Source organism: Arthrobacter sp. 01N444, assembly GCF_056399305.1.
In genome coordinates this window covers 1-399 of record NZ_JBFTRB010000052.1, presented here as the reverse complement: position 1 = coordinate 399, position 399 = coordinate 1, and the positions used below count along the sequence as shown (strand labels likewise).

Here is a 399-nt window from a genome sequence, read left to right as displayed (position 1 = left end):
GGCTAACTCTGTGCCAGCAGCCGCGGTAATACAGAGGGTGCAAGCGTTAATCGGAATTACTGGGCGTAAAGCGCGCGTAGGTGGTTCGTTAAGTTGGATGTGAAATCCCCGGGCTCAACCTGGGAACTGCATTCAAAACTGTCGAGCTAGAGTATGGTAGAGGGTGGTGGAATTTCCTGTGTAGCGGTGAAATGCGTAGAKATRKGRAGGAACACCAGTGGCGAAGGCGACCACCTGGACTGATACTGACACTGAGGYGCGAAAGCGTGGGGAGCAAACAGGATTAGATACCCTGGTAGTCCACGCCGTAAACGATGTCGACTTGGAGGTTGTGCCCTTGAGGCGTGGCTTCCGGAGCTAACGCGTTAAGTCGACCGCCTGGGGAGTACGGCCGCAAGG

At 55.3% G+C, this 399-nt stretch carries 1 rRNA gene; it reads left to right on the top strand.

Annotation, left to right across the window (positions count from 1 at the left end):
* Positions 1-399, top strand: a 16S ribosomal RNA gene (locus AC1DKN_RS21050); the annotation flags it as partial.